The 25,170-nt window shown below is 56.9% G+C and carries 26 protein-coding genes, 4 pseudogenes and 1 riboswitch; of the genes and pseudogenes, 6 read left to right on the forward strand and 24 right to left on the reverse strand.

Going from position 1 to position 25,170, the window contains the following annotated elements; all coding sequences use genetic code 11:
- Positions 1-11: 11 nt before the first annotated feature.
- The 3 genes and pseudogenes from CSE6_RS20980 to CSE6_RS20990 form a co-directional block, all read right to left on the reverse strand.
- Positions 12-986 carry a serine protease gene (locus CSE6_RS20980; RefSeq protein WP_059441392.1) on the reverse strand — a complete coding sequence of 325 codons (975 nt, stop codon included), beginning with the start codon at positions 984-986 and terminating at the stop codon, positions 12-14.
- 188 nt (positions 987-1,174) lie between these two features.
- Positions 1,175-1,969 (reverse strand): annotated as a pseudogene (arsB, locus tag CSE6_RS20985) (arsenite/antimonite efflux transporter); the annotation flags it as partial.
- 27 nt (positions 1,970-1,996) lie between these two features.
- The gene (locus CSE6_RS20990) at positions 1,997-2,320 is read right to left on the reverse strand and encodes a helix-turn-helix transcriptional regulator (protein ID WP_059441393.1); all 324 of its coding nucleotides are present in this window, start codon (positions 2,318-2,320) and stop codon (positions 1,997-1,999) included.
- Positions 2,321-2,510: 190 nt separating this feature from the next.
- Between CSE6_RS20990 and CSE6_RS26210 the strand changes: the two genes are divergently transcribed.
- Complete coding sequence (locus CSE6_RS26210; RefSeq protein WP_052087157.1) at positions 2,511-2,774, forward strand: hypothetical protein; 264 nt, start codon at positions 2,511-2,513, stop codon at positions 2,772-2,774.
- A 27-nt stretch (positions 2,775-2,801) separates the two neighbouring features.
- On the forward strand, positions 2,802-3,350 hold the full coding sequence (locus CSE6_RS26215; protein WP_165571926.1) for a hypothetical protein: 549 nt from the start codon (positions 2,802-2,804) through the stop codon (positions 3,348-3,350).
- A 182-nt stretch (positions 3,351-3,532) separates the two neighbouring features.
- Here the strand turns inward: CSE6_RS26215 and CSE6_RS21000 are convergent, their stop codons facing one another.
- The 3 genes from CSE6_RS21000 to CSE6_RS21010 all read right to left on the reverse strand — a co-directional run bounded on the left by CSE6_RS21000 (position 3,533) and on the right by CSE6_RS21010 (position 7,369).
- Positions 3,533-4,453 (reverse strand): DUF4010 domain-containing protein, encoded by a 921-nt coding sequence (locus tag CSE6_RS21000; RefSeq protein ID WP_238585755.1) that lies wholly within the window; start codon positions 4,451-4,453, stop codon positions 3,533-3,535.
- Positions 4,454-5,230: 777 nt separating this feature from the next.
- Positions 5,231-6,799, reverse strand: a complete 1,569-nt coding sequence (locus CSE6_RS21005) for an EAL domain-containing protein (RefSeq protein ID WP_193751155.1) — start codon at positions 6,797-6,799, stop codon at positions 5,231-5,233.
- 144 nt (positions 6,800-6,943) lie between these two features.
- Complete coding sequence (locus tag CSE6_RS21010; protein WP_152668619.1) at positions 6,944-7,369, reverse strand: hypothetical protein; 426 nt, start codon at positions 7,367-7,369, stop codon at positions 6,944-6,946.
- 244 nt (positions 7,370-7,613) lie between these two features.
- Here CSE6_RS21010 and CSE6_RS21015 point away from each other — a divergent pair, with 244 nt between their 5' ends.
- Positions 7,614-8,054: a hypothetical protein gene (locus CSE6_RS21015; RefSeq protein ID WP_034355577.1), complete on the forward strand. Its 441-nt coding sequence runs from the start codon at positions 7,614-7,616 to the stop codon at positions 8,052-8,054.
- A 358-nt stretch (positions 8,055-8,412) separates the two neighbouring features.
- On the opposite strand, the gene CSE6_RS21025 is transcribed toward CSE6_RS21015, so the two are convergent.
- On the reverse strand, positions 8,413-9,231 hold the full coding sequence (locus tag CSE6_RS21025) for a DUF2182 domain-containing protein (RefSeq protein WP_059441395.1): 819 nt from the start codon (positions 9,229-9,231) through the stop codon (positions 8,413-8,415).
- Between the two features lie 57 nt (positions 9,232-9,288).
- Positions 9,289-9,891: a DUF1326 domain-containing protein gene (locus CSE6_RS21030; RefSeq protein WP_034355609.1), complete on the reverse strand. Its 603-nt coding sequence runs from the start codon at positions 9,889-9,891 to the stop codon at positions 9,289-9,291.
- Positions 9,892-10,240: 349 nt separating this feature from the next.
- Here CSE6_RS21030 and CSE6_RS21035 point away from each other — a divergent pair, with 349 nt between their 5' ends.
- Complete coding sequence (locus CSE6_RS21035) at positions 10,241-10,594, forward strand: hypothetical protein (protein ID WP_059441396.1); 354 nt, start codon at positions 10,241-10,243, stop codon at positions 10,592-10,594.
- A 67-nt stretch (positions 10,595-10,661) separates the two neighbouring features.
- On the forward strand, positions 10,662-11,348 hold the full coding sequence (locus CSE6_RS21040; RefSeq protein ID WP_034390401.1) for a pyridoxal 5'-phosphate synthase: 687 nt from the start codon (positions 10,662-10,664) through the stop codon (positions 11,346-11,348).
- 84 nt (positions 11,349-11,432) lie between these two features.
- Here the strand turns inward: CSE6_RS21040 and CSE6_RS26550 are convergent.
- From CSE6_RS26550 to CSE6_RS21120, 16 genes and pseudogenes are all read right to left on the reverse strand, one after another.
- Positions 11,433-11,603, reverse strand: a pseudogene (locus CSE6_RS26550) (thermonuclease family protein); the annotation flags it as partial.
- Positions 11,604-12,063: 460 nt separating this feature from the next.
- Complete coding sequence (locus CSE6_RS21050) at positions 12,064-13,155, reverse strand: hypothetical protein (RefSeq protein WP_238585756.1); 1,092 nt, start codon at positions 13,153-13,155, stop codon at positions 12,064-12,066.
- A 309-nt stretch (positions 13,156-13,464) separates the two neighbouring features.
- The gene (locus CSE6_RS21055; RefSeq protein ID WP_034383914.1) at positions 13,465-14,088 is read right to left on the reverse strand and encodes a hypothetical protein; all 624 of its coding nucleotides are present in this window, start codon (positions 14,086-14,088) and stop codon (positions 13,465-13,467) included.
- On the reverse strand, positions 14,088-14,435 hold the full coding sequence (locus tag CSE6_RS21060) for a hypothetical protein (protein WP_034383916.1): 348 nt from the start codon (positions 14,433-14,435) through the stop codon (positions 14,088-14,090). Before CSE6_RS21060 ends, CSE6_RS21055 begins: the two co-directional genes overlap by 1 nt.
- Before the next feature lie 531 nt (positions 14,436-14,966).
- Entirely contained in the window at positions 14,967-16,082 is a 1,116-nt protein-coding gene (locus tag CSE6_RS21065) for an NAD(P)/FAD-dependent oxidoreductase (protein ID WP_238585757.1), read from the reverse strand.
- Positions 16,048-16,428, reverse strand: a complete 381-nt coding sequence (locus CSE6_RS21070) for a helix-turn-helix transcriptional regulator (RefSeq protein ID WP_238585758.1) — start codon at positions 16,426-16,428, stop codon at positions 16,048-16,050. Before CSE6_RS21070 ends, CSE6_RS21065 begins: the two co-directional genes overlap by 35 nt.
- Before the next feature lie 26 nt (positions 16,429-16,454).
- On the reverse strand, positions 16,455-17,519 hold the full coding sequence (locus CSE6_RS21075) for an ArsO family NAD(P)H-dependent flavin-containing monooxygenase (RefSeq protein ID WP_059441397.1): 1,065 nt from the start codon (positions 17,517-17,519) through the stop codon (positions 16,455-16,457).
- Positions 17,520-17,538: 19 nt separating this feature from the next.
- Entirely contained in the window at positions 17,539-18,723 is a 1,185-nt protein-coding gene (locus tag CSE6_RS21080; RefSeq protein ID WP_059441398.1) for an MFS transporter, read from the reverse strand.
- A 12-nt stretch (positions 18,724-18,735) separates the two neighbouring features.
- On the reverse strand, positions 18,736-19,452 hold the full coding sequence (gene arsH / locus CSE6_RS21085) for an arsenical resistance protein ArsH (protein WP_059441399.1): 717 nt from the start codon (positions 19,450-19,452) through the stop codon (positions 18,736-18,738).
- A complete protein-coding gene (gene arsC, locus CSE6_RS21090) occupies positions 19,439-19,870 on the reverse strand; it encodes an arsenate reductase (glutaredoxin) (RefSeq protein WP_034383135.1) in 432 nt (143 codons plus the stop codon). The genes arsH and arsC overlap by 14 nt, the downstream gene beginning before the upstream one ends.
- A gap of 25 nt (positions 19,871-19,895) precedes the next feature.
- On the reverse strand, positions 19,896-21,185 hold the full coding sequence (locus tag CSE6_RS21095; protein ID WP_034383137.1) for an arsenic transporter: 1,290 nt from the start codon (positions 21,183-21,185) through the stop codon (positions 19,896-19,898).
- 51 nt (positions 21,186-21,236) lie between these two features.
- Positions 21,237-21,743, reverse strand: coding sequence for an arsenate reductase ArsC (locus CSE6_RS21100; RefSeq protein WP_034383139.1), 507 nt, complete (start codon positions 21,741-21,743; stop codon positions 21,237-21,239).
- 6 nt (positions 21,744-21,749) lie between these two features.
- Positions 21,750-22,244, reverse strand: coding sequence for an ArsI/CadI family heavy metal resistance metalloenzyme (locus CSE6_RS21105; RefSeq protein WP_034383142.1), 495 nt, complete (start codon positions 22,242-22,244; stop codon positions 21,750-21,752).
- Between the two features lie 11 nt (positions 22,245-22,255).
- Entirely contained in the window at positions 22,256-22,579 is a 324-nt protein-coding gene (locus CSE6_RS21110; protein WP_034383145.1) for a helix-turn-helix transcriptional regulator, read from the reverse strand.
- A 42-nt stretch (positions 22,580-22,621) separates the two neighbouring features.
- Positions 22,622-23,236 (reverse strand): annotated as a pseudogene (locus CSE6_RS21115) (transposase); the annotation flags it as partial.
- 97 nt (positions 23,237-23,333) lie between these two features.
- On the reverse strand, positions 23,334-24,584 hold the full coding sequence (locus tag CSE6_RS21120) for a voltage-gated chloride channel family protein (RefSeq protein ID WP_034383148.1): 1,251 nt from the start codon (positions 24,582-24,584) through the stop codon (positions 23,334-23,336).
- 75 nt (positions 24,585-24,659) lie between these two features.
- Positions 24,660-24,728: riboswitch (Fluoride riboswitch) on the reverse strand.
- A gap of 70 nt (positions 24,729-24,798) precedes the next feature.
- Between CSE6_RS21120 and CSE6_RS26555 the strand changes: the two are divergent.
- Positions 24,799-24,966 (forward strand): annotated as a pseudogene (locus tag CSE6_RS26555) (IS3 family transposase); the annotation flags it as partial.
- Between the last annotated feature and the right edge of the window lie 204 nt (positions 24,967-25,170).

A 25,170-nucleotide genomic window follows, 5' to 3' on the forward strand; every position in this document is an offset into this window, starting at 1 on the left:
TTAAGCGGGACCTATCGCTCGTGATATCGATCTTTCTGGATTTGCTCCTCAAGAAGGGCTCGGACGTAGCAGCTCTTAATAATTTTTCCGAAGGGAATTCGTGTACGTACTTCAGGTATCGCATCAATAGGCAAAGTTGCTTGGGCACTCACGACACCGACCAGCCGATCATTGGCCACAACAGGCCCCCCGCTATTGCCTGGAAAGATACTCATATCAACCCAGTAAAACGGTAACTGTTCATGGAGCATTGATACACGCCCGAAGGATGTGACGGGAACGGAAAAATGGCTAGATGACCAGTGAGCCGTCGCAGGATGTTGACTTACTTGACCAATCAATGCTGTTGAGCTGGGAAAGCCCACAGTGATGACCTCCTGGCCCTCTGAGTCGGGCCAATCAGCAATGTCGTCTGACGCTATTGGAGCGAAGCCACGAGCGACGAGTTCGTCCGCAAAGCGAGAATCACGTTGATCGAGAGAGATGAGGGCCAAATCAAGATCCGGACCAGAGAAAGTGTATGGAACGGTAGCGGATGTTCTTGCTCCGAGATTCATCAGAAACTCTTCACCCTTTTGATTGGCCAACACCTCTTCAATTGAGGGCACGCGAAATATGATGTTGAAAATTCGGCTCTGTGCTCGCTCCGTCGCTGTTTGATGCAGGTGTTCGCGCATGTGTTCCGGCCAACCCATCATGCGTTGAGCATCTTCCTCCATCTCTCGCTTAGCCGATCGCTCGTCCCACACGACGTGTCGTGCTGTCAAGAGAAAACGGCGTCCGGCATGGGAGAGGAACAAGGCAGTTCCATGGAATCGGATATCCCTAGATCGGCCCGATAACTCTTCGGCGAACTGCTCATGTGTAATTTTTTCTTGTTCAAGCAGTGCGCGCATCTCATCTATTCGTTTGATCCTGTCATAGAAATGCTCGCTGTCTGTGGCGCACTCTAGGTGAACCACCGCACGCTTCCATTTTTCTAGCATTTGTGCTCCCTCGGTGAGTTGGACGTAGCCTAATGTAGGACCAATCATCCCAAAAGATATGTCTTACTTCTCGTCCCACCGTTGTTTCAACTGATGCAACTCATTTTCAAGTCAGTATTGCGGTACGTCACGCTATGTGCCGCTACGTCTCGATTTATCTCGCCACACCTACTACCTTTATCTCACTCTCTTTCAGCCACAGCCAGCAAGATCGCTGCACCCACGGTCGCCACAGCACTGACGGGCACGCCCAGAGGCTCCAGAACAAAAAAGCCAATCAGAAGCAAGACCAGCACGACCCAGCCGGCCCGGAATGTGGCCCGGTCTTTGATCGCAGCCGAAGGCTGTTTGAGCTGGGCCACGTCGTAGGTGGCAGGAATATCGCGTCGGAAAAACAGCAGCAGCACACCGAGGCTGGCCAGGACCGAGGCGATGTTGACCGGCACCATCACCGATGCGTAGTCGTTGAAGCCGATCTTGAAAAAATCGGCGGAGACGATATTCACCAGATTGGAGACGATCAGCGGCAAGCTCGCAGTGTCGGCAATAAACCCGGCGGCCATTACGAACGCCAGCGTTGCCGCCGGAGAAAAGCCCAGCGCCACCAGCATGGCCATCACGATGGGCGTAAGAATCAGCGCGGCTCCGTCATTGGCAAACAGGGCCGAAACGGCGGCACCCAGCAGCACGATGCAGGCAAACAGCTTGACTCCGCTGCCGCCACCCCAGCGGGCAAAGTGCAATGCAGCCCACTCGAAGAAACCAGCCTCATCCAGTAAAAGGCTGGTGATGATGATGGCGACAAAGGTCGCCGTGGCATTCCAGACGATGTGCCAGACAACCGGAATATCAGCTAAGTGCACGACCCCCAGCAGCAAAGCGACAGCGGCCCCGATTGAAGCGCTCCAGCCAATGCCAAGGCCGCGCGGTTGCCAGATGACCAACGTCAGTGTGAAGATGAAAATCAGGATGGCCGTCAACATGGTGAACTGTTCCTAGCAACGAGCGCTTCAGCACTGGCACAAAGCTGCGGCGTCTGGCGTGCAGGCAGCTCCCTGGCAGCAGTTCTCGGTGAGATATGCGAGCAGACCATTCATGACGGGAAATGCAGCGCGATAGAGCACATTTCGGCCCTGCTTCTCTTGACTCACGAGTTCAGCATGGAACAGTTCCTTTAGGTGAAACGACAGTGCATTGGGGGCAATACCCAACTGTTCCGCCAATGCACTGGGAGTCAGGCCTTCAGGTCCTGCAACCACCAACGCACGAAAAACGCGCAGGCGTGCTTCATGGGCCAAAGCTGAGAGGGAACGGATAACTTGGATTTCTTGCATTAATCAATAATACAAGAAATATTGAATAATTGTGCGATTGAGATGCGGGATCGGGATTGCTGTCGGGCTAAGGGATGACCGCTTTATGGATGCTCGTCAAATGGCTGCTTGTGGTCGATAGCGGCCTGCAGTAGGGCGTACACCCCTCTAGGGTTCGACCATTGAGTCCAGCCCCGGAACACTCCGGGGCATGAAAAAAGCTCTCGCATCAATGCTGGCGCTGCTGGGCATTCACCAGCATCTGAGTGCCGAGCAGAAACAAGACATTGTGGTCGCGGCCGCACAAGCCACGCCGGGGGCAGTAACAGCCGGAGGCTTCCGGCTCGCAGGCCTGCCCCTCAGTGACTGGCTGGTCCTGGCATCGATTGCCTTTATGGCATTGCAGGCAGCCTACCTGGTCTGGAAATGGCGCCGTGACTATGTGCATGAGCAGGTGCGCGGAGCTGCGCGATAGGGCCAAGGCTGCCGTAGGGGGCACGCCATGAGCAAGATTCACCAGCATTGGTGCCTTGCTGGTCTTGACCGGCATTGGTGGCGGCAGCTACTACGTGGATCAGGCCGCGACGGCCGAGGTCCAAAAGAATCAGTACATCCAGGCAGTCGTCGCCGATCCCGATATGCCCGATGGCATGCGTATTGCCATGTCCGCGGTGAATACCAGGAGCCACTTGCCGCCTATGGTGCTTTATCTACCTTCGGTAACAAGGCCATTGAAACCTGCCTCCATATCCCCCAGTCATCGACGAAAATAGGACATGGCCGAGGTGATCCAGGTATGGGGTCCATGAAGGCTCGGATACCAAGCCTGCATTGCCGCCATCGAGCAATCATTGATAGAGAAGTACAGACAAAAGCCATGCTGCGCAGCAAATTGGGAACACTGCTAGTGATCAGTGCGGCACTTTCTTTTGCGGCAGGATTTGCTCTGGATGCCCAGGGCAGCATCGCGAACCTTGAGCTTTGGATAGCTTCGGCAGTCCTGCTACTCTTAAGCGGTGCAGTTCTGATCGTCTTGGGTCAGAACGACTAGCAAGGAACCGGGGAGCGCACCACACTTACCGGGCCTAGCCCGAAATACACGAGGCCATCCTCACGGCTGGTCGCCAGTAGCCATCCCGGGTGGGCTTCGTCTCTCAGTCGCCTTCAGCGAGAGGCATTTCCGTCTCATCGACCGCAAGCATCACGCACCCCATCACTGATGGGGAATTCGTATTAGCCAATCCATAGCAGTGACAGGCCTGCTCCTGTCACCATAGAGGCTAGTCCCAGACTGATTCGTGTTCCATATTTGGCTCCCCCGGTGGTGAACGCCAGTACGGATTTGGCGATTGCGCTGGAAGCAAGAATCACAACCAATCCCCATTGAGCGGTGGACAGGGGCAAACTACCTGACGCAAAAAGCTGGCCTAAGCTCGCAGCAGCGGCATGCAGTTCGGCCAAAGCTGCAAATGCCGCCGCGACCAGCACGCCAGTGCTGCCAAAGACATGCTGGAGCCAGGCGCCTAAAACTAACATCAACGCAATGGTGCCGGCAATCAGCAATGCAGTGGAAAGCTTAAATATCCGTTCGGTCTCAAATTCAGTTTGCGTGGCAGTTTTTTGTCGATTCAGCAATCCTGTGGCTGCAGCCAACACAAGGCAGAGAGCTGCAACTAGTAGAGGGAGTGCCATAGACAGCATCAGAGCTATGGATGTTGTCGAGAGAATTGCTATGAACAGGCATAGCGAGGCCAACTGAGCCAACATGGCACAGCCAAAGGCTTGCGCCTGCTGATGTTCGTCGGACTTGGCCAGCTGGCCAAGGCTGGCTATAGCCGCGGTAGATGACACAAATCCAGAAAAGAATCCGGTCACAGGTAGGCCCCAGTGCGGGCCCAGCACTCGAGTCAGTATGTGTCCCAGCATGCCAACAGCCATGAACAGCACGACCACTTTCCAAAGGGCTGGGAGGCTTAGCACACCCCATGGATCTACAGGCGCTTGCGGCAGAAGTGGCATCACGACCAGCGCCGCAGCGCCCAGCAGAAGGCCATCCCTCAATTCCTTCTCTCTGAGTAACTCACGACTCCAGCGTTGTATGGGGCCTTTGGAATGCACCAGCAAGGCACAAAGAATGCCCAGAGCTGCCGTCAAGGTAGGGCTCTTGTGCGATAGGGCGCCCAGAGTTAGTGAGAAAAGTAGAGTCACTTCACTGGTCAGGCCTGGGTCATTGGGGGCTGAGTGCCAGTAGGCTGCAACGGTCAGTGCCCCGACCAACAGAAGTACAACGGCGAAGGGCAGCACGCCTAACCACCAGGCCGCGCAGCCAAGCAACGCTGCTATGGCGTGGGTACGAGTTCCTGCGATGCTCTCGCGCTCACTCCCGCGACGCTCGCTTACGAGACCGATAAGCAGACCACAGCCTAATGAGACTACCCAATGGTCGACACCGGCCCAACTTAGCTGCATAAGTCTCAACCCCTCGATCTGAATAAGGCTCGTCCGATTGATGGGACTTCGCCTTAGCTACTACGCAGCATAGTCGAGCACGAGATGACGCCGCAAGCAACAAGAGCTGGGACGCAAGACGCTCAAATCTCACCTATCTAAGGCACCCTGTGTGAAGGAGCGTGACAGAGGAGAAGTCAAGTCTGCGCGCTCCCTCAGTAGCCTCGACCAAAGGCATTTCCATCCCATCGACCGCAACCATCACGCCCGTGGTGTTGGGGTCGATTTCTATTGGGACGCCCCACAGCTCATTGGGCTTGCCGAAGGAGTTGACGATGTTGAACTGCCGACATCCGTTTCATGAGCCCGAACGTCAGCAATGCAGCGACTGCTGCCGCTAACGCCCGTCATGCATTCATTTCGTTAATGGACAGGCAGACAACCTTGGTCTACCTTTGGACTGCTCCAGTGCGATAGGCAACTCTAAGCTTCATGCTCGAGCACCCTCAAATTTCCGTGGTTGTCCAAACCTTCATCGCTTGGAGAGCAAGTCAACAAAGCTATGAATTGCTCGGCAGGCAGCGCTTTCGCATAGAGCCACCCTTGGCCAAACTGGACACCTGCATTTTTGAGATAAGTCTCCTGCTCACGTGTCTCGACGCCCTCTGCAATCATGGCCAACTTCAATTCATGCGCCATGCCGATAATGTGGCGCGTGACAATGTTTTGTGCAGCGTCGTGACCAATTGCATCGACGAAAGATTTGTCGATTTTCAATGCATCTAACGGTAGTCCGTCAAGGAGTGCAAGGCTTGAATAGCCTGTTCCGAAATCGTCGACCGCAATCCTGAACCCTGCGTCTCTAGCGGCCGCGATTGTCCTCCTTGCAGCTGGAACATTCATAAAGCTACGCTCCGTCACTTCAAGCCAGATCTGCGATGGATCAATTCCAGCCTTTGCGGTGGCCGCGGTAAGTCCAAGCAGAAATTGCGCACTCTCTATATCGTGAACCGAGATGTTGATGGAGACATGTAGATCCGACTTACTGCGGAGCAATGTCCCCATTTCGCTCGTAACGGTCTCGACCACCAAATTAGTCAACGAAGGGATCAGGCCACTCGCCTCTGCCAGAGGGATGAATTGATCGGGCGGCACCAGCCGACCACCTTGCTGCTGCCAGCGCACTAGCGCCTCAGCTGCGATGCACCGCCGAGTCGAGAGTTCAATGATCGGCTGATAATGAACAACGAATTCGCGGTTTCGTATTGCCTGCTCCAGTGTCTTTGCAGGGGAAAGCTGTAATCTTGAGAACCAGACGATAAATCCAATAAGAGTGAACGAAATTCCACCGCCGACTAGCAGGATGTAACGCCAGTCCACAGAGGTTTTGTATCGGGCATGTTCACGGTCGATGAGTGCAAAGGCAACCAGATCATCATTGACTGCATGTGTCGCATACACATATCGGGAGCTCGTTACGAAAGGTTCGCCAGAGATCAGTGCCTTGATGATTTGCGAATCAGCAGATCCAGAAACTTCCAGTACATGCCCCTGGTTGGTCGCCAGACCTAGCGTCGTGTCGGGATGCCCAACCAAGTCGGTAAACCGCCCAGGCATGATGAGCACCCCGTAGTCGCCGCGACGCAGTTCAATGCGTGGCTTGCCTTTAAACAGTATGGGCTGCTCGGCAAAGTGAAGTGAATATTCGTCGCCGAGATCCAAATCTCCAGCGTGTGCCCTAGCGGGCGGGGAGATCACGCCTAATCGTGTGCAGACCAATTGTCCGCTTCTGAAATAGCCAACGTCCTCAATGCTATGTGCATCTACGGCAACCTGGCCCATTTGACCCATGTGCTCTGGTGAGCAGTCCGCCCCGTCTATCGCTTGAGCGCGGACGAGTGCCTGCTTTGCATTCTCCAATGTCCGTTCACCCCGGAGTGCTGTATAGGATGCGCGGTCATTGACGTAGAGTTGCAGCGTCTCGTTAGCGTTGTCTTGGTCAATCGCGAACATGGCGACTAACGGCAGGGTGCTGGCGAGAATTGCAAACAAGGTGGCAGCACTAATAACTATCCATCTTCTCATGCGTTCTAGCTATACAGAGGGTTCCAAATTAACCCATTGATGCTCTGCGCATGACTATTAACATGCACACATAGTGGGCGCTTTAATGGTTGTTGCTCCCAGCATTTAAACTCAAAAATCTTCCCGCTCGCCTTTAGAACAAGAATTTTGTAATGGCTTTTTCCATAATTCCATGATCAAAAATTCAGATTTCTTGTGTAAGAAACTCATTGATCGGAAAAAAATGATCAGTGGAATGTCTTTGTTTTTTGCTGCATGCGTCATCCAACCGATCCAACAGAAATCGGAGGCAGCGATCATAGGCTTGCCAGATCTCAGCAGCTGCAAGTAGTTTGAAGCCGACACTAGCAATCGTTGGCTGGAATTCCGCTTCTGGCCGAAGCCGGGCCTAGCTACTGGTGAGTACAGCACCGCAAAGCTGACCTTCGGGGCTGTGCCTTGAGCGTCCGGTTCAGGACAGGCAGTCAACGGGTGCAGGGCCGTCGCCAGTCGGCCAGGAGCAGCCGTTCGCGAAGGCTGCTTGGCCAACTGCTTCAAGCTGAGAGCTGACGTAGGGGCTTCAACATCGAAGGTCGGCGGCGATCAACAACTGAACTTGATGGTCTCTGGCTGCAATCTCCAAGAATCGGCATTCAAGGATTTCCGCAGCCCTTGTCGGCGACCACCCCGATCCGGCCCCTTGACGACGAATCACCGTGCCTTCAGGCAAAATCCAGAGGATCGGGGCAAGCCTGGCGTCAGGTCTGCCGGGAAGCCCACCTTGAAGAATGGAACAGCATCAATGGCACTGACGAAGAAGGGCGAGTTCATGTACGGGACGACGTCCGGCGACACCCAAGCCGAGCTGCGCAGCTACAGCGTTGCGAATCGCCATGAGGCCGTCCGGTTTGCCTCGTCCAAATGCAATTGCGGGTGCCGGACTTTTGCGCTGCAGACTGATGAAGAAGCAGGCGTGGCAATCCGCACCTGCACCGACTGCGGGCAGAGACACCTGATGGGCGACAGCGCGGACTACGTTGAAGAGGCCGCCCCCGAGGCGCACGAGTGCGTGTGCGAGAACGAGGTGTTCGAGCTGATGTCCGGCGTCTCCGTGTACGAGGGCACACATGACGTGCGCTGGTACTACATCGCTTGCCACTGCGTGGAATGCAATCTGGTTGGGGTCTTCGCAGACTGGAAGTGTGAAGCGGGTGATGCGGCGGCTTTCCTAGCCAAGGTATGAGCGCGTGCCCTCCGCAGAGATCCTGCTCGCAGGCTCGAGCGGCCGAGTAGTGTCATGAGGTGGCCCGGCGGACTTGGCTGTATCAATGACGGCAATCGCTGCATAGCGAAAGTAGATGTGTGAAGTAGCTTTTGCAGTCGTTAGGGCTCTGCTCGGTCTGCGACGGAACATATCAACGCGGACATTTCCCTGTTTGTTAATTTCCACGCAGAACTGACCTGCAGGGGATGCTGTCGATGCTGGCCGGATCGATGCCTGTTTTCTGCAGTGCAAGTCGGCACAACAATGAATTGGCCGCGAAGGCGAGCATCGCCACCGCAGCGAGAGCGTTTGCAAGGAGGTGCGGCCAGTACGCGTGTCAACCATGGCTCATTACGATGATGGCAGACCAAGACAGCAGCGCGATACCTAGCGGCTTGCTGAGACGCCGGCCCCAGGGGATGTTCTTTTCGATCGCCATCACGGCCGCGAGCAGGAGCATCCAGCCGAGGCTGCCGGTACCGAGCGCAAACATCAACAGCATCAGCGCCCAGCAGCAGCCGACGCAAAACAGGCCGTGGTGAGCGCCAAGCGCGAACGCCTGCCGCGCTGGGTGCTCACCCCCATGCCAGTGCTCGATCACGAAGCTCAAGGGCGTACGACACTTTTCCAGGCATTGGTACTTGAGCTTGCTAAATTGAAAAACACCGGCCAAGGCAATGGTCGCCGCACCCAGCAGCCAGCCATGCCAAGCCAGCGTGGGTACGCTGGAGAGCAAAGACAGCACCGCAGAGTGAAGTGCGTGTGCCAGCAGCCCGAAGCCCCCCCATACCGCCATATAGCCCAGGCCGAGCAGCATGCAGAGGCGCCCATGGTCCGTGCGCCCGGTCGTCAACCGATCAAAGGCGTTGAACAGCGGCAAGGTGGTGGGTAGCATCATGGCCGCCGTCATCAGGATCCAGGCAACGGCGTAAAGCGCCATGGGTACGACCACATCGCCGGCGGGAACGACGCGGCACAGAAACGCTGCCGGCCCTTCCGCCGTCCAGTCACCGTGTTCGAGATAGCGACCGTAAGGGCTGCGCGCCCAAGCCCACAACGTCACCCAGGCAAGCACCACCAGTGCTGCCAAGACCGGCAAGAACACGCGACGGTGACGGGTGGCGCTGGTCAGCGTAGGGCTTGCCTGCGGCGTCATTGGGAAATCTCCGCGCTTGTGCTCCGATCGCTACTCGCCTTGGATTGACCCGGCGGCTCAGGCGTCAAAGACAAAGGTGCTCTGCAGGGCGTTGTGGTTCTTGATATCGAGGTCGATGGCGAGGGCGGCGTTTTTCGATCGGTAGGTCGGAGCCTTGCCCACAAAAACCGGTGCCCCGGGTACCGTCGAGAACACGGTATCGGAAAGCGTGGTCTGCCTATCCATGGCTCCACGATACGGCTCGAGTTCAGCGAAGTAGTCCTTGCCGATCTCCAACTGGCCCTTACCCTCCTTGACCGTGAAGCGGATGGGTGCTCGCTCCACGGATACCACCTCGCCGATCAGCTTGGCGAGATCGGCGACCGGCCCCCCGGCTTGGCCGGTGTAGACCTTGAGCAGCGCTTCCTCTTGTGCCTTGGAGGCCTGGTCGTCGACAAAAATCGCGGCCCTCCAGTTGCCTTCCAGGATATTGCCGGGAACATGGGCTACGGCAGCGATGGTATTGCCGCCCACGTCAACACCATCCACGTTTCCCTTGTCTATGCGCCAAGCGACGATGGTGTCGCAAGTGCCGTAGTCCGGGTCCTCGCCAATCCAGCAGGGGCACAGAACCTTACAGTTACAAACCTCGAGCAGGCGACCTTCCAAGTGATAGCTCATACGAACCTCCATGGGAGCCACAGGAACACGCACTTGTCGTCTTGGCTCGCGGCGGCAAGATGAACAATAATTCTGCGCAGCGTGGCGGATCAGGTCAAACTCGATGACGTGCCAATTGCGAGGTTATTGGGTTATTCAACCTCGGAGGCGAATGAGCACTTCGGCGTTGGCAATCTGCAGCGTCATTGAAAGACGGCCCGTGGGCGACAACGTGAGCTTGGTGTGCGCCCTGACAGCAGTCATTCGACTTGTGATCAGGAAATCGTTCGACAGGCCACTATCGGCGGCCAGTACGAAGTGGTGCTCTCGGCCAGGAGCAGACCTCTAACTTAAGGGCAGAATTTCGGCCATGAGCAACGACTTTAATGAAGAGCTGCCATGGGACGCGACCCTTGCGAACACGCTCCCCGGGCAATTGGTTCTCGTTGGACTTGCCTACTTTGACGTGGGTGCCGAGGAGCCTTTCGAGCAGCAACAACTGTTCGGTCGCGTCGTCCATGCCGATGAGCGCAAGGGAATTCTTTTATCACTGGAAGGCCAGCGAGCCGGCGAGCAGTTCCACCTACCTCCCGATACGCGTTCGTTTCGAAAGGCTGAGCCCGGCGAGTGCCGGCTTCGGACCACTGGCGAAGTAGTGGTGAACCCGGACTTCACGGTGACGTTCTCGATTCAGAAGCAAGCGAAGACTCAGCGCGACAACTGAAGACGGCCAGAAGCGGACTCCGACTAACGACGGCCATGAGGTGACGGAGAATCTGCGCATTGTGAACATGAATCGTTTACTTAGTGAAAGAGACAACACCGTGTCCAACATACGAGAGCTGCTGCGGAACCTAAAATCCTTGCCCGGCCCATATAAGCCTTTCGACATCACGCTTGCGCCCGCCAACCCCGAAGTCCTTTTCGTCGAATGGCTGCAGATGGCCATCGACGCTGGAATCCGAGAGCCGCACTCGATGACCTTGTCCACCGTGGATGCTGACGGACATCCCGATGCGCGTGTCTTAATCCTCAAAAATGTAGATGACCACGGTTGGCACTTCGCCATCACACGCAGCAGCCCCAAGGGCCACCAAATTTCCTACAAGTCCAATGTGGCACTGACCTTTTATTGGCCTGCACTTGGACGTCAAATCCGCATTCGTGGTGTTGCGCACGACATGGGTCCTCAAGCTCAAGCAGCCGATTTCTTGGCGCGACCACATGGCTCTCGCGCCGGAGCTCTACTCGGTCGGCAAAGTGATGTTCTGGACTCTGATAGGGAATTTGAAGATGGGTTGGCCAAACAACTGGAGCGGCTTGAAGAGAACCCGCAACTTATCTCGCCCGAATGGGTTGTCTATGCTGTGCGGCCTGACACCATTGAGTTCTGGCAAGGTCATGAACAGCGACGCCACATACGTCTTCGCTACAGACGCGACGGCGCTGTCTGGACAACCGAGCGCCTATGGCCGTAATGTTACGTAGCTCGGAGCGGGCAGCGGTTAGCTGGCTGCTCTTCGGCGGTCAATTCGCTAGGGCGACGGTCAGCATAGGGTTGTTTACGGACTTGGGTTGTGCCGAGGCTCGCATAAGGCTTTGCGCCAATCCCATGGCGCGATTGGCCCGGCCTCTCGCCAAAGTCCAACTTTTCGAGCCTTGGCCTCTTGCTCTGCAAACTCGTGTTGCCCGCGCTCCTGCGGTGACTGTTCGCGGGCATATGCGCGATACCAGCAGCAAGCAAGCGCGTTTTTGTGCATGGCACCGTCTTTAAAATCAAAGACTTAGGTGATTTTGATGCCGTCAACTGCAGAAAGCAGGGCTGATGGTATCGACGAGGTGGATGGTATTGGCGACGCTCGGTGCCATGCAAAGTGCCATCGAAACCCGCCGACTTCGCAAGACCGGCTAGTTCCAGATAGAGCTAGATAGAAATGAAAAAAGCCCGCGATATCGCGGGCTTGCATGAGAAAAGGTCTAAAGCTTGCGCGTCAGTTCACGACAGCGCTTTATTCCCACTCAATTGTCAATAGCTAAAAAATTGAGCCTTTCTCGAATGCTACAGCACGGTGCTGTACAGGTACTGGGGCTAACTGAGTAGAGCAGTACCGTCACTTCTACCGTCAAAGGAATTGGCTGTAGTCGCATGGTGCTGCACTCATGGCGTGGGCATGCTCATCAATACTGTAGCCTTTATTTAATGGCTTCACGCCTGAGCATACCTTTGAGCAACTGCACATATTCCGTCACTTGCAGCGCTGTGTCCGTGGCCCAGTCGGCCACATCAGCCAGACTCATACCGGAAGGATTCCACAGTCCATCACACCAGCCACAGCTGATTTCCCATTTGACGGGGCTGATGCGCTCACACATTGGCTGCTGGAGCCGGGCTGCTTTCCAGCGCTTGGCGATGTCCAACTGCAGCTGAGCGGGCAGCACGCCTTCGCCTTGTAGAAGCAAACGTAGCCCCAGCCCTGATCCACAACCTTGTTGGGATAGCTGCACCATGGTCAAGTTGGGCCATGCGGGTGCTGCACCAAACGCACGGGGCAGCTGAATCGTCAGCATGGGTTGTCCCTGGCGCAGGTGCACGGCCAGCGACAGCGGCAAAGGCTCTTTGACTCCCTGCACTTGCAGTTTGGCCGCTGTAGCGTTGGTCAGTTGGGTTTGCAAAGTGCGCTTCACGCACCGCCACCACGCCAGCCGTAGCTCTGGCACATCGCCCAATGCTTGAAACAGCCGCTCATGCCACGCTATGCGCCTGGCCAAAGCCTTAGCACTCAGGTTCATGGCTTCGGCCATTTCTTGCACTGCCAGCATGATGTGCCCATACGCCGGGGCTTGACCGAGCACCCGCCTTGCAAACGTCAGCACCCAAGGCACATCACAACGCACGCTGTCCAAGTGCCACAGCAAAGCATTGACCGTGTCTGGCTCCTGATGCGATGCACCGTGCACAACCGCTTGCGCATCTACCGAATCCCGCCACTGCAACCAGCTGGCGGCATCCGTGATGCCCTGGCTTTGCAAGAATGCGACCAGGTGGCGTAAACGCTGCACAGCCTTGAGTGCGGCTACTTGCTGAGTGATTTTTCCTTGCCACAGCAATACAGCCAGCTCAGCATCTTCATCAGGCCCGTATTGCTGCAGCAGTGCCACCAGCCGTGCAAAGCTGCCCAAACCCAACTGGGGCACCGCACACCGTGCAAATGCTTGCCACGCGGCTGTGCGCTGACTGATTGGCTCAACCGCCTGCAAAGCCGCATCGGCCAATTCGAGCACCATGGCCGACTGCGGCTCCATGCATGGCCTTGAAGCATGCACATAGCGGCCAGCTTCGGCACAGCCATTGAAACAGCACGGCCACTGCCCACTGAATTCATGCGGAACAAGCGTTGAGGTATCCAGTGCAGGCAAAGTCATCACCGCCGCCAACAAACGCCGGTAGCGGTACCACCTCAAGTGATAAGGGTGCATGGTCAAACTTTCAAAACAGGCACGCCGCAACGGCACCTGAGTGCAGCCTCCAAAGCCAAGCACCAGGCGCACAACGTGCACAAGGGAAATCAGGTAAGAGAGATCGAGAACTGAAACTCAAGCCAGCGCAATGGCCGTGCCACGGCGGCTGCGCAAACCGACTTGCACCACCTTGTCCAAGGTGGCTTTTTCTGACCAGCGGGCGTTGGTGTTGCGCAGCTTTTTGCTGCCCCAATGCTCCAGCAAGGCATTCCAGGGAGTGAGCGGCACACCTTCCATCAAAGGGTCGAGCACCAGCAAAGAATCTGGCTTGCCATCGGAATACATCACACCCACTGCCAGCACCCAATGGCTGTAGCTGGGCGAAGTGAAGCGCACCAGGCACACATGGTCAGATTCCAATGCAGCCACCGTGCGGGCCTCGACATTACGGCGCAATTGGCGGCACTGCAGTTGTTCAGAAAACGGGGCAAACTGTTCTCTGATGGCTGCGCTGCTACAGCCGCTAAAGTACAGAGCTTGGCCCATGGCACTCACTTCCATCAGCCGTGCATCAAGGTCGCCTTCATACAGGTCATCGCGTGACACCTGGCCCAGCAGCATCAAAGCCATCAACACGCAGTGGTGCCCGCAAGCCATGTCGTTTTCGCCCTGGCGCAGCAGCAGCTTGTTTTGATAGGCCATTGCACCTGAGCGGCCCACGCTCAGCTGCGAGTGCACCACAAAGTGCCGCCCCAGCATCAGTACTCCTCGGGCAACAACAGCGTGGTGCTACTACGGTCAGCTTCCGTGATGATCCACAAGCGTTCTGCCTTGGAAATCACATACACCGACATCAGCCTGTAGCCATACTGCAAAGCGTCAGCATTACTTTGCCGATCTTCTGCACAAATATCGCCCCAATCACCCGACTCATGGCGCAGCACAAACGGCAGTGCTGTCAGTTCATGGGTTTCCAGAAGCTCCAATGCCCCAGGTGTGGCCAGTACCTGGCCCAGGGCAAACAAGGGCGTACCAGCAACGGCCTTGTGATGAGAAGCAGGAGAAGAATCGTTCGGGCATGCGGCGGCCTGACCTGTATCAGTCATAGAAAACTCCAAAGGGGGAAAGTGGAAAAGAAGTGCCCTGTGCTACCCAATTCTTCCCAAGGCTCACGCCCTCAAATTGACAGGCACGGCTACGCCGCACAAGCGTTCAAAACGCATGCGCGAGCAAACTACCTGATCAAATCAGGCGCACAAAACGGGGGGGAAGCTCAGGACGTCGAGCGAGAGAAGCGGCCGATCAACAACCAAGCTACTGGTTGCGCTGCGTGGCACTACTTATGACTATTTTAAATAATATTTAAAATAACATATCAAATATATTTGATATATTTAAATGGATATTAAAAGTAAAGTTGAACCAGTGGCAAATAGGCTAAATAGCCGCTTCAGGCTGATCTGAGTCATTCACCGTCCAGTGCCTAAGCGGCAGCAAAGGCTAACACCAGCCGTTGAACGCAGCCTGTTCATCCTCGGGACCTGCCGCTCGATTGCGTGGTTTGCTGTGTACTGGCTCGAACGACCACTCCTACGTTCTCCGGAAGGCTTGCGTCGACCCAAAACAGCCATTCTGAATCAGCGCAATTGAGCTCTCAGTCTTTTCGCTATGTACTGAGCATCTGGCCCCACACCGCGCAATGTGGCCGATGCAAAGCTGCGCTGCTTGGGCAGCCCAATGAAGTACAGGCCCGGCACCATGGTCGAGACACCGTTTTTATGAGCTACCCGGTTTTGATGATCGAACACTGGCAGTTGCCCGAGTGCCCCCAGGTTCGGGCGAAACCCTGTGGCAAAGATGATGCTTTGAACCGGCTCATGAGTTCCGTCTTTCCAGACCACACCATCACGCGTCACTTGATGGAACATGTCTTTGTGCCGAATCTGCCCAGAGTGCAGCGCACGCCGATAGGTCCCGCGATCGAGCACAGGAGTACTTTGGTCGTTGAGCCATTTCGTCTTCTCTAACCCTGTCCATTTCAGCCAAGCGTGGAAGTCGATACCCAAAGGCCGCTGAGGAAAGAAGCGCACAGGTTCTCGGGTCGCTAACGTCACATTCGCCACTTGGGCCAGCTCATGCGCTATCTGTACCGCAGAGTTTGCAGCGCCTACCACGATGACACGCTCTCCAGAAAACTCTTGGGCTCTTGCATAGCTTGCACTGTGGAGCACCCGGCCTTCAAAGTCCTGCATGCCTGTGATTTCGGGAATGTAGGGTTGGCTGAATGCCCCCGTGCCCACCACGACGGCTTTCGAGAAAAAGATCTGTCCATCTGCTGTCGCAACGCGAAAGCCTGTCCCCTCTCGCTCCACCAGGACGACCTGTGCTTTTTGCTTGATTGGCAACTGGAAGTGATCACTGTATTGCTCCAGGTACTCAACCACCTCATCGCGCAGGGGGTAGCGACCTGGATCTCCCGGAAATGCCATGCCAGGCAATCCCGAGTACCTTGCCGGCGAAAACAGCGTGAGGCTGTCGTAGTAGTTGCGCCAGTTCCCCCCCGGCCTGTCTTGCGCATCCAGAATTACGAAGTCACGCCCTTGGCGCTGCAGGTGCCACCCGCACGCCAATCCAGCCTGACCGCCACCGATCACGATCACCTCGAAGTCATTTCTGTTCATTTGTGCGCACATATACACGTATTGGGTGAAATAAAAACTACCCTTGATTGCCAGGGCAGCAATACGCTGCAATGCCCTTCGTGTGAGAAAGCATGTCCTCAAGCCGCTGGATGATTGAGGGACCGTCCACCTCGTAGAACATCTGTCGGCCCACCTTCTGTGCGCGCACGATCCCAGCCTCAGACAGGATCTGCAGATGGCGAGAAACCACGGATCTCTCCTGCGGCAGCTCGGCAGCGATCTCCGTAACGTCAGCGCTCCCCAACTGCATCACTCGCTTGAGCACTGCAATCCGGGCAGGCTCGCAAAGCGCTTTGAAAAAGCTGCTTTCCAAAGACGCAATGGCGGCGTCAATGGCATTCGTGCGGTTGAGAGGCGAGGAGGACATGCTCCGAATAATACGTGCATTCTCATGCACATGTAAACCAACGCATTAGACGGAACCTACGCAAGCACTTGTGCGGTAAGGTACTGGTCAATCTCGGTTGCAGTTGAGCGCGCCGTGCGCATGACGCCAATGAGAGTGGCTGATGCGGGCCCGGTCCACTCGCCGTAGCCGACCAGCCAGAGACCTGGCACATCGCACGCGCGTGTCCCGTCTACGATGACTTTGTTATCGGAAACCACGCCGAGAGACTCCAGATGCTGGAGTGCGGGCTTAAACCCGGTGCACCACAAGATGGCGTCAACCGTGCGACTGGTGCCGTCCGCCCACTGTGCGCCTTCGGCCGTCAGCCTCTCAAATGTTCCTACGGCATGAAGCACGCCACGTGCGCGGGCCTCCACGACAGGGGGCACCATGACGACATCGCCAAATCCCCCGGGCAAGTCCGTCGGGTCACGGCCTTCTTGGATAGCTTGCCATCGTACAGTTGCGCGTTCAAAGAGCACTCTCCCATCCACATGGTCTGCCAGAAAGGCAGGCGGGCTCAAAGTGGCCCAGGTAGTGGACGCAGCGACCTGCGAGACCTCAGCCAAGATCTGCGCGCCCGAGTTACCGCCGCCGACCACCATGACGCGCAATCCTTGAAATGCGCTGGGCGACACGTAATGTGCGGAGTGAACCTGGAGACCGCCAAACGCGGACCGACCTTCGAGTTCCGGAATAACCGGATTTCGCCAAGTCCCTGTGGCACTCACCACCACGCGCGCATCCCACGATCGATCACCTGCTTTTACGGCAAAGCCGTGGTCTCTTGGTTCCACCGCCGTCACCAGCACAGGCCGCTGCACCGCGAGGCTGTAGCGGGCTTCGTACCGGCGCAGGTAGCTAACAACATGGTCACGGCTGGGGTACTGCTCCCCGGAGCTGGGCATGGGCCAGCCAGCAATGGAGCTCCAATTTGCAGGAGAGAACAGGCGCAGAGAGTCCCAGCCATGCTGCCAGGCACCTCCACCCGCATCCTCAGCGTCCAAGATCAGCACTGAGCGGTTTGTGCGTCTCAGGAAGTAAGCAACGGACAGTGCAGCCTGGCCTCCTCCAACAATGATCACGTCATACAGCGTCATGCTCAATCGACCTCCAAATTCATGATGCACTTGCCGCGCGCGGCTGAATGCGCATGGCCCACAGCGCCAAGAACGCGGTGATGCCGAGCATTGAGGAAAGCCACAATGCTCCCAGCGCCCAATGGGATACAGCCATTCCGAAAAGAAACGGGGAGCCCGCTTGCACGATGCGCGCGGGCACCATCAGCCAGCCTTGCCGCTGCCCATAGCCCTGTGCACCGAACACCCTGAGCGGCAACGTGCCCACGGCAATCGTCAAAATTCCGTTCCCAAGCCCGTGCAAGACGGCAAACAGGCTCACTGCAGGCGCTCCAATCAGATACAGGCACAGCGCTGCAGCGGGATGGGCCAAGATTGCCAGCTTGGCAGACAGCAGAGGGTGTGCGTTTTTCAAGAACCCGTATTCCACCAACCGCCCAGCCACCTGCGCGGGTCCCACCAGTGCAGCAGCCCCGATGGCAACGCCTATCGCAGCTCCGGTCGTCTGCAGAAGCTGCGGCAGATGGGCCGCCATTGCCGTGCTGATGAACCACGAAACCGCAAACACATATGCCATCAGATAGGCAGTGGATCTGTGCGGCTTGCCAACTGAGCTTGAATGGTCGTAGGGGCTTGCGGCAGGTTGTTCATCGCCTTGTGCCGGCTCGGCTGCGCGCGGCAGCAGCAGGTTGAGTGGAAGCCCCAAAAGAAGGTGCAGCAGTGCCCACGCCAGACATGCCTCGCGCCAGCCAAACTCATGCGCGAGATAGCTCGAAAGCGGCCAGCCTACGGTACTGGCGAACCCGGCAAACAGCGTGATGCCAGTGATGGCACGCCGAGCGTCCTGACCATACAGGCGAACGACCGTGGCAAAGGCGGCTTCGTACAGACCGCTGCCCATGGCTATGCCCATGACGGCCCAGGCCAGGAACACATGGCTGGCCTGCGTGGCTAGACTGAGGATCACCAGTCCAGCCGAGAACACCAGGTTGCTGGCGATCAATATCGGACGACCACCGAAGCGGTCAATGAACCGTCCTGCAATGGGTCCTATGGCAGCGGAAACCAAAAGCGCCACCGAGAAGGCCGCGAACACAGTGGGGTACGCCATTCCGACTGCACTGCTGATCGGCTCCGCTAAAACGGCAGGAAGGTAGTACGACGAGGCCCACGACAGCGTTTGAGCCACGCCCAGCATGGCAGTGATCCGGGTGCGGCGCTGCATAGTCTCGGTGCTTTAGATGCTTCGCTGATTGACGCGTTTTGAGAGCGCTTCTGCAGATTCACGCCGCTCGCTGTATCGGTCCACAAGGTAATCTGCAGTGTCGCGAGTCAACAGCGTGAACTTGACCAGCTCCTCCATCACATCGACCACCCGCTCATAGTAGGCAGAGGGTTTCATGCGGCCGGCTTCATCGAACTCCAAGAATGCTTTGGCCACCGAAGACTGGTTGGGGATGGTGATCAGGCGCATCCAGCGACCCAGCACGCGCATTTGGTTGAGTGCGTTGAACGACTGCGAGCCTCCACTGACCTGCATCACCGCCAAGGTCTTGCCCTGGGTCGGGCGCACGGCACCCACAGACAGCGGAATCCAGTCAATCTGGGCTTTGAGGATGCTGGTCATTGCGCCATGGCGCTCGGGTGAAGTCCACACCATGCCTTCGGACCATTGCACCAACTCGCGCAGCTCCTGGACCTTGGGGTGGCTCTCCGGCGCATCGTCTGGCAGCGGCAGCCCACGTGGATCAAAAATCCGAGGCTCGGCCCCTAGTTTGCGAAGCAGCCTGGCGGCTTCTTCCGTCAGCAGTCGGCTATAGGAGCGCTCACGGGCCGATCCATAAAGCAGCAAGATGCGCGGTGCGTGCGTGGCGCGCTGGGCAGGCAGCAGCCGAGTCAGGTCCGGAGTCTCGAAGGACTGTTCGTCGAGGTTGGGTAAATCAGTGCTTTGCAACACGTTGTCCTTTCGCGTCGATGACGGCCTCACCGTCTTCTTTGGTGAATGCGCCTAGCTGAGGGCTGGGCAAGATGTCCAGCACAGCCTCAGACGGCCGGCACAGACGTGTACCCAGCGGCGTCACCACGATGGGTCGATTGATCAGAATTGGATGCGCAAGCATGAAGTCGATCAGCTGCTGATCGGTCCACTTGGGATCGCTCAGACCTAGTTCATCAAACGGCGTGCCTTTTTGCCGCAGGACCTCGCGCACGGGGCGGCCCATATCGGCCAGCAAACGCTCCAAGGTGGCGCGGTCTGGCGGGGTTTGGAGGTATTCGATGACCGTGGGGTCCTCACCGCTGTTGCGGATCAGGGCCAGCACATTGCGGGACGTGCCGCAGGCGGGGTTGTGATAGATCGTGATGGCGCTCATTTTGGCTCCCGTGGAGAGGGATGGTTTACGCAAAGAGGCTTAGGCGCAATGCCAGGGCCGCCAGGGTGGCCAGCAGGACCGGCACGGTCAGCACGGTGCCGACCTTGAAGTAGTAGCCCCAGCCGATGGTCGTGCCTTTCTTGGCCAGCACATGGAGCCACAGCAGCGTGGCCAAGCTACCGATGGGTGTGATCTTGGGACCCAGGTCACAACCGATTACGTTGGCATAGACCATCGCTTCTTTGACGATGCCGCTGGCACTGGAGGCGTCGATGGACAAAGCGCCCACCAGCACTGTCGGCATGTTGTTCATCACGGACGACAGCAAAGCAGACAGCAGTCCCGTGCCAATGGCTGCACCCCATACACCGCCTTGTGCAAAACGCTCCAGCATCGCCGCCAGATAGTCCGTCAGGCCGGCATTGCGCAGCCCATAAACCACCAGATACATGCCCAGCGAAAAGATCACTATCTGCCAGGGCGCACCGTGCAGCACCTTCTTGGTACTGATGACCGAACCACGGCCAGCCACGGCCAGTAAGATGACCGCGCCCACTGCCGCCACGGCGCTCACAGGCACACCCAAGGGCTCCAGGCCAAAGAAGCCAATCAGCAGCAACCCAAGTACTACCCAGCCAGCGCGGAATGTGGCTGGGTCTTTGATGGCATCGGCTGGGCGCTTGAGCTGGCCAAGGTCGTAGGACGCGGGAATATCCCGGCGAAAGAACAGCATCAGCATGGCCAAGCTGGCGAGCACCGAGACGATATTGACCGGCACCATGACAGAGGCGTACTCGTTGAAGCCAATCTTGAAGAAGTCGGCAGAGACGATGTTGACAAGGTTGGAGACGATCAGCGGAAGGCTGGCCGTGTCCGCAATGAAGCCTGCCGCCATCACAAAGGCCAAGGTCGCTGCCGGTGAAAAGCCCAACGCCACGAGCATGGCCATGACGATGGGCGTGAGGATCAGCGCGGCCCCATCGTTGGCGAACAGTGCCGACACGGCGGCACCCAGCAGCACGATAAAGGCAAACAGCTTAGAGCCTTTGCCACCACCCCAACGTGCGAAGTGCAGCGCTGCCCACTCGAAGAACCCGGCCTCATCCAACAGCAAGCTGATGATGATCACCGCGACAAAGGTTGCCGTGGCGTTCCACACGATATGCCACACCACGGGAATGTCGGCCAGATGCACTACCCCCAGCAGCAAGGCGATGCCTGCCCCCAAAGAGGCACTCCATCCGATACCCAAGCCGCGTGGTTGCCAGATGACCAAAATCAGGGTGAAAACAAAGATCAGAACAGCCGTGAGCATCGTGATGGAGACTATGGGTAAGTGATGGGCGTAGAAGGGTGAGGCAGTGGATCAGTGCGCGGAAAGTTCGCGGGCTGTGCCCTGCAGCCGTGCCTTCTCCAGCTTGTCTGCGGGCAGATTCACCAGCAGCTCCAGACGGCGGCGAATCATGTGCATGGTCTGGCGGAAAGCTTCGAGCTTGGCGTCGTCAGCAGCATCGCCTTCCGAAGGATCGGGGTAGCCCCAGTGTGCAGTAGCGGGGTGTCCGGGCCAGATTGGGCAAACTTCGCCTGCGGCGTTGTCGCAGACGGTGATGATCAGATCCATCTTCGGCGCATCGGCCACGGCAAACTCGTCCCAGCTCTTGCTACGCAGCCCCTCTACGGACACGCCTGCGCGTTGCAGCACTTGCAAGCCCAGCGGGTTGGGCTGCTGATTGGCTCGTGGGCTGCTTCCAGCCGAGTAAGCCTTAAAGCGCCCCTGACCCATGTCGTTGAGCAAGGCTTCCGCCAGGATGCTGCGCGCCGAGTTGTGGGTGCACAGAAAAAGAACATTCAGGGGCATTGTGGTGTTGGTCATATCGTCTCAGCAGCAAGACTTGGAGTTGGAGGTTTGGGTTTGGGGTGCACAGCATGAAGACGCCGTGGTTGTCGCCGCTGCAGCAGGAGTGCAGCAAGCGCTGGCCTTGGGCGCCGACTGCGCCGCTTCATTGAACACAGGGATGTTTTCAAGGGAATGAAAGTGCTCCCAGGCGATGCCTTGGGGGTCGGTGATCCAGTGTTTGTCACTACGGGCGTAGCAGCAGGTGGTAGTGCCTTCATCAAGCAGCGCCATGTCAGCAGCCTCGGCACGCGCCTTGAGCTCTGCCAGCTCCTCAGCTTCATCCACCTGGAAGCCCAAATGATCCAGTCCAGGCTTATTGCCACGGGTCGAGATGGCGAAGTTCACCCGGGGCTCATCAATCATCCACTTGGCGTAATCGCTTTCCACGCGGGCAGGTTCTGCACCAAAGAGCTGGGAGTAGAAGGCGATGTTCTTGGCCAGATCATCGACATGCATGTGGACGTGAAAGCGTTTCATCGTGTGCTCCGTTAGCAGTTGCAGGAAGAGACATCTGCCGGAGTGCACACAGCGCCCTGGCAGCAGTTTTCGGTGAGGTAGGCCAAGAGGTTGTTCATCGCAGGGAACACAGCCCGGTACAGCACGTTGCGCCCCTGACGCTCCTGGCTGACCAGCTCAGCATGGGACAACTCTTTGAGATGGAAGGACAGCGCATTGGGAGCGATGCCCAACTGCTCGGCCAAGACACTGGGTGTCAGCCCTTCGGGGCCTGCCACCACCAGGGCGCGAAAAACGCGCAGGCGGGCTTCATGGGCCAGAGCAGAGAGGGAGCGTATGACTTGGGCTTCTTGCATTTGTCAATAATACATCAATTGTTGAATAAATGAATTTATTTGATAGAGTGACATTCGCAAATGACTGCTGATGCGCCGCAAGTGCTCCAGAAGCTCCTTCTTCATGGCCCCGCGTGTTTGGACGAAGAGCGTGCGGTAGATGGCTTCGTGAGACACCTGCAAATCCTTTTCGCCGGGGTAAGTGCGTTGGAGCCACCCCGCTATTTGCTCGTGCAACCACTGACTCTGTAATTTAACCGCCACGATGTGAGCCAATGCCGGATTGCTGGCTAACTTGCATGTCTTGGGGCGGCGTGCTCGCGTCCAAGCTGCCTCATCTGCTTTGGCTGCTCGATAGCCAGCCTTGCCTCGATTGCCCAGGAGCTCGCGGCTGATGGTCGACGCAGCTCGCTCCAAGCGGCTGGCAACGCAGCGGATAGATTCACCTGCGGCCAACGCCCTGGAGATTTCTTGTCGCTCAGACATGGTCAATGCCCAGCGAGACCGACGGCTCGCTGTTGGCCGGATGCCACCCGTCGCACTCAAGATAGTGTGAATGGAGGTGTGCGGTCGGTCAAACAGCTTGCCGATTTCGTGCAAGGTATCGCCAGCTTTCCAGCGATCCCACATCAGGGCCTTCTGGGCTTCGGTGTAGTAAATCCGCAGTCTTTGCCTCATGCCAACACAATGACCGCCAGAGGCGGTCATTGTGTTGAATCGACTGGTTGAATCCACAACCAAAAGCAGCCATCCAGCTCAGCTATCCCCGGTCACATTAACCATTGCGCTTTGCATCAAACAACTTCTTGTTGACCTCAGGCTTTTGCGACTTATAGATGCTGGTGTTTCCTGATAACAGGTAGCTGACTGAGCAGGCCAGTGCTGCAAACACACCAATGTCAGCACCAAACAATTCCATGGCCATCAGTGTGCAGGCAATCGGGGTGTTGGCTGCAGCAGCAAAAACAGCCACAAAGCCAAGAGCTGCCAGCATTGGGAATGGCAAGTTGAGCAGTGGCGCGAGGGCATTTCCCAGAGTTGCTCCCACAAAGAACAAAGGCGTGACTTCACCACCTTTGAAGCCACTAGCAAGCGATGCAATGGTTAGTCCCATCTTGGCGGCGAAGTCCCAATGAGCTACAGGCTGCTCAAACGCATGGACTATGGATGGAAGTCCCAAACCAGCGAACCGCCAAGCGTCTGCGAACCAGACTACTGCCGCGATAGCGATGCCGCCAAACAACGGGCGTAGGGGCGCATATGCAATACGTTGCTTGATGAACGCACCAGAGACTTGCAAGCCTTTTGAGAAAACCATGCCTGCCAAACCAAATACCGCTCCGGCCACCACCACGGCTGTGAGGTTCAAGGCTGAAGCAGTCGGAATCGAGGCAACTGCGTAATGGGTGTGATGGACGCCCAATAAGGTTGTCACCCTGTCAGCCCAAATTGCAGCGATAAAGCAAGGTAAAAGCGATTGGTAGCGGATGCGGCCTAGCATCACGACTTCAAGGCCGAACACCGCTCCAGCAATGGGTGTCCCGAAAACTGACGCGAAGCCTGCACTGATACCCGCGAGGAGCACTGTGCTCCGCTCCTCCTGAGATAGTTTGAAAGGTTTTGAAAGCTGGTCAGCAATTGAGCCGCCCATCTGGACTGCCGTTCCTTCTCGGCCAACAGACGCTCCAAATAGGTGAGAAATCACTGTTCCCAGGAGAACCATGGGAGCCATGCGCAATGGCACAGTACTCTTTGGCTGGTGGATTTCCTCAATCAGCAAGTTGTTGCCTGCTTCCACGGAGCTGCCAAATTTGAGATACAGCCAGCCGACAGCGAAGCCTGCGAATGGGAGTCCCCATATCAGCCAATGATTGGCGTCCCGCGTTTGGGTGGCCCACTCCATCGAGTGCAAAAAGATGGCGGATGCACTGCCAACCAGCATGGCAATTGCAATGCAGATAACAAGCCAGCGACCTAGATAGGTCAGCGCAGCAAGCTGGTCATGGAGGTGGAAACGTGGCTTCATCTGTACAACGAGTTAGATCATGAACCCGGACGATGAAAGCTGGAGGCGAACGCACCTACACAGCCCAGTCTCCGGGGCAATGTAGGCATCATTAGCGTCACTTAGTGAGGCGGTTTAAGGAGGAATGCCATCTCCTAAAGAATGATTGTAGTCCTCACACCACTCCAACGTCTGCTTATGGCGGCGGATTCAACCGGTCGATGCAACACACTATGACACGGCCCAGGCCGAAGGAGTGCTGCAGATGGCCGCCGCCTTCGAGCACTTCAACGAGGTGCATCCGCACTCGGCGCTGAAGATGAAATCACCCGGAGAGTTAAGGCAGCATCGTGCCTCCCCACAGCCTCTTGCTCAGAACGGGCAGGCGCTACATTGCGAATAGTCCGCGTCCTGAAATACGGGGGCAAGATCACCGGGGATTCAGGGGGCTAGCTCACCCGGCTGCCAAAACCTTATGACTGTCAATTTCCTGGCGGAGCCATGAATTCAACATCTCGGCCAGAAGCTGACCTTGAGCCACAACTTAAGTAGTCCGCTCTAGGCTCTTAACTTAATGAAGTTGTACGTTGCTAGTGCTTTCACTTTT

Source organism: Comamonas sp. E6 (genome assembly GCF_001010305.1).
Taxonomy (GTDB): Bacteria; Pseudomonadota; Gammaproteobacteria; order Burkholderiales; family Burkholderiaceae_C; genus Comamonas; species Comamonas thiooxydans.

Coding starts and splice junctions, on each gene's coding strand:
- CSE6_RS21030 (WP_034355609.1), bottom strand. CDS start 9,891: ATGAGCTATCACTTGGAAGGTCGCCTGCTCGAGGTTTGTAACTGTAAG.
- CSE6_RS21040 (WP_034390401.1), top strand. CDS start 10,662: ATGAATCGTTTACTTAGTGAAAGAGACAACACCGTGTCCAACATACGA.
- CSE6_RS21120 (WP_034383148.1), bottom strand. CDS start 24,584: ATGAAGCCACGTTTCCACCTCCATGACCAGCTTGCTGCGCTGACCTAT.
- CSE6_RS21055 (WP_034383914.1), bottom strand. CDS start 14,088: ATGCTGGGGCGGCACTTTGTGGTGCACTCGCAGCTGAGCGTGGGCCGC.
- CSE6_RS21110 (WP_034383145.1), bottom strand. CDS start 22,579: ATGCAAGAAGCCCAAGTCATACGCTCCCTCTCTGCTCTGGCCCATGAA.
- CSE6_RS21035 (WP_059441396.1), top strand. CDS start 10,241: ATGAGCAACGACTTTAATGAAGAGCTGCCATGGGACGCGACCCTTGCG.
- CSE6_RS21095 (WP_034383137.1), bottom strand. CDS start 21,185: ATGCTCACGGCTGTTCTGATCTTTGTTTTCACCCTGATTTTGGTCATC.
- CSE6_RS21025 (WP_059441395.1), bottom strand. CDS start 9,231: ATGACGCCGCAGGCAAGCCCTACGCTGACCAGCGCCACCCGTCACCGT.
- CSE6_RS26210 (WP_052087157.1), top strand. CDS start 2,511: ATGAAAAAAGCTCTCGCATCAATGCTGGCGCTGCTGGGCATTCACCAG.
- CSE6_RS21015 (WP_034355577.1), top strand. CDS start 7,614: ATGGCACTGACGAAGAAGGGCGAGTTCATGTACGGGACGACGTCCGGC.
- CSE6_RS26215 (WP_165571926.1), top strand. CDS start 2,802: ATGAGCAAGATTCACCAGCATTGGTGCCTTGCTGGTCTTGACCGGCAT.
- CSE6_RS20980 (WP_059441392.1), bottom strand. CDS start 986: ATGCTAGAAAAATGGAAGCGTGCGGTGGTTCACCTAGAGTGCGCCACA.
- CSE6_RS21050 (WP_238585756.1), bottom strand. CDS start 13,155: ATGGTGCTCGAATTGGCCGATGCGGCTTTGCAGGCGGTTGAGCCAATC.
- arsC (WP_034383135.1), bottom strand. CDS start 19,870: ATGAGCGCCATCACGATCTATCACAACCCCGCCTGCGGCACGTCCCGC.
- CSE6_RS21060 (WP_034383916.1), bottom strand. CDS start 14,435: ATGACTGATACAGGTCAGGCCGCCGCATGCCCGAACGATTCTTCTCCT.
- CSE6_RS21105 (WP_034383142.1), bottom strand. CDS start 22,244: ATGAAACGCTTTCACGTCCACATGCATGTCGATGATCTGGCCAAGAAC.
- CSE6_RS21075 (WP_059441397.1), bottom strand. CDS start 17,519: ATGACGCTGTATGACGTGATCATTGTTGGAGGAGGCCAGGCTGCACTG.
- CSE6_RS20990 (WP_059441393.1), bottom strand. CDS start 2,320: ATGCAAGAAATCCAAGTTATCCGTTCCCTCTCAGCTTTGGCCCATGAA.
- CSE6_RS21100 (WP_034383139.1), bottom strand. CDS start 21,743: ATGACCAACACCACAATGCCCCTGAATGTTCTTTTTCTGTGCACCCAC.
- CSE6_RS21080 (WP_059441398.1), bottom strand. CDS start 18,723: ATGCAGCGCCGCACCCGGATCACTGCCATGCTGGGCGTGGCTCAAACG.